The 2,246-nt window shown below is 36.2% G+C and carries 1 protein-coding gene; it reads left to right on the top strand.

From position 1 onward, the window contains the following. Window positions 1-2,246 (top strand): hypothetical protein (locus FC36_RS12165; RefSeq protein ID WP_162257660.1); only part of this gene is annotated, 2,246 nt, incomplete at both ends.

Below are 2,246 nucleotides of genomic sequence, written 5' to 3'. Positions count from 1 at the left end.
ATGAATGACGCTAAGAGTGCCGTTGCTTCTTTGGAAAGTGAAAAGCAAAAACTCGAGCAAGCGGTAGCCAATGCACAAAAAACGTTAGGGAATGACCATGTTAAGCAAGAACCTAACAAAAAAACAACAACTTCAGTTGCTGATGCGCAAAAGATTGTCACAGAGGTAAGCCACGATTACCAAAGCCAAGTTAAAGCTATTAATGATGCCGTGTCTGTTGGTGAAAAAGTTAACTCTGCTAATGACCAATTGAGCACTTTAATTGACAAATACAATGAATTAGCTAAGGAAGTTGGGCAAAAGGAACTCGATAAAAATACCTCTAAGTCATTTGAAAACTTGTCAGACAACGCGTTAAATAAGCAAAAGGCAGACTTACAAAAGCAAATTGCTATTTTGCAAGCACAGGTTGATGAAAAGAAAGCTAATGTATTAGTAAACAATGCAATCGAGAATGCTAATAAAGGTATTTTCACCGCTAATGCTATTAATGTGTCAGTAGATTATTTTGAACGTGACTCTGGAAAAAAAGTTACTGAAATTGCTCCTTATTCGGGAAGTGGTGGAACTGTTAAAGACTTGATTGACTTTAACAGTAAAGTTTCTTTCAGCGTAGATGCAAGTAAAGTAAAACGTGGAAGCTCTGTAGCTATTTTTCAAGAAAAAACAGAGACTAACTCTAATGGTTGGAATAAAGATAATGGTAGTGACTTAATCCAAGGAGCATCAGTATATGATTCAACTAACAAATTAATTGGTGTTATTAAAAAGACTCCTTATTCGGATAGTAACATCAGAACGTATTACGTAGTTGTTGAAAACGAACCTTCTCAAACTAATACAGTCGGTTTACAAAATTTTGTTATTTCAAAAACTGGTGGGTCAATAAATTATGATATGCCAGCTAGTTTTTTCAATGGATTAACAAATGGTTTAAAAGGTACTATCACCTATAATCAAATGGATGGCAAGGAAATCGCCAAATTAAACGTTAATATCCCACAAGCTAATTTCAAAAGAACACAAGTCCTTCCGGCGACATATATTCAAAATGCGTCTGAATCAGAAAGTAACTTCCACCGCAGTGCTAATGGAGCAGGCGCATACGTTGCTTTATCTGGTATGTATCACCATGTTACAGGGTCTATGGCAGACGCAGATACTGATGTAGAGTCGTATGCTCCAACTTACAAAGAAGCAACAAACTCGCAAAGTAACTATCAATTTGTACAAGACTTATCGGTTTCAACAGATGGAATTAACCCTGTATTACCATCTAGTAATTTTTCAAATGTTGGCGACAAAGGACAATTGGGTATACGAGTACGTTGGAATCCAGTCAGTGCTGATAATCACACAATGTCAGAAACTATTGAAGCTAGAGATACTGAGGCACATTTATACGCACAAGCAGATGCTCATGATTGGTTAAGTGTTCCTTTCTTAAGAGTTGAAAATGGTAAAAATGCTGAGGAACTTCAAAAAATATTAAACGAAACGCCAACAAAAACTCAAGGTTTGATTTCATATACTGATGATAGTATGACCCATGCAATAATGGTATACAACGTTACAAAAGATTTCTTACAAAAAGCTACGTATACTGGGGTTTCTAATACTTTAAAAAAGTCATTCTACCTAGCATCATTAAGTCCTGAAGAACGTAAACAAGCTGAAGCCAATACTCTTGCTTTTTATAGCAAGGGTAGCGCTATTGACGGTTTATCACGAGTAGACTTTTGGGGAGCACTTCTATTATTTACTTATCCTGAAAAAGAGTACACAATCAAAAATCATGCTTACACTTTAAATACTTCAGGAGATTATAAAGTTGATGTGAGCGAAAATTATACAAATGTTCCTATTGTTCACTTAGCTCAAGGGCAAAGTGGTGTAATTGTTCACTACATTGATGGGACAACTGGAAAAGATATGCAAGTTACGGATTACAGTATTGGCAATCCGGGACAAGCTCAAGCTATTAAACCAAGTGAAAAATTAGGTTGGAATATTACTACTGACGGAGCTAAATACCCTAGTGGCGTTAAGACAGTCGAATCAGATACCAATGTAAATTACCCTTCAGAAGGTACATGGGCTGATTACTACATCGTTTACATGCCGTTAGACGTAAAAGCTATTGGTGGCTTATATGACAAACCAACGGTTACGTATTCCCTAAATGATGTAACAGTCACTCCAGATACTGTAAATTATCACTATGATAATTTCACTCCATATGCTGA

It is taken from the genome of Ligilactobacillus equi DSM 15833 = JCM 10991 (assembly GCF_001435735.1).
Taxonomy (GTDB): Bacteria; Bacillota; Bacilli; order Lactobacillales; family Lactobacillaceae; genus Ligilactobacillus; species Ligilactobacillus equi.
This window is presented reverse-complemented; position numbering and strand designations above follow the sequence as displayed.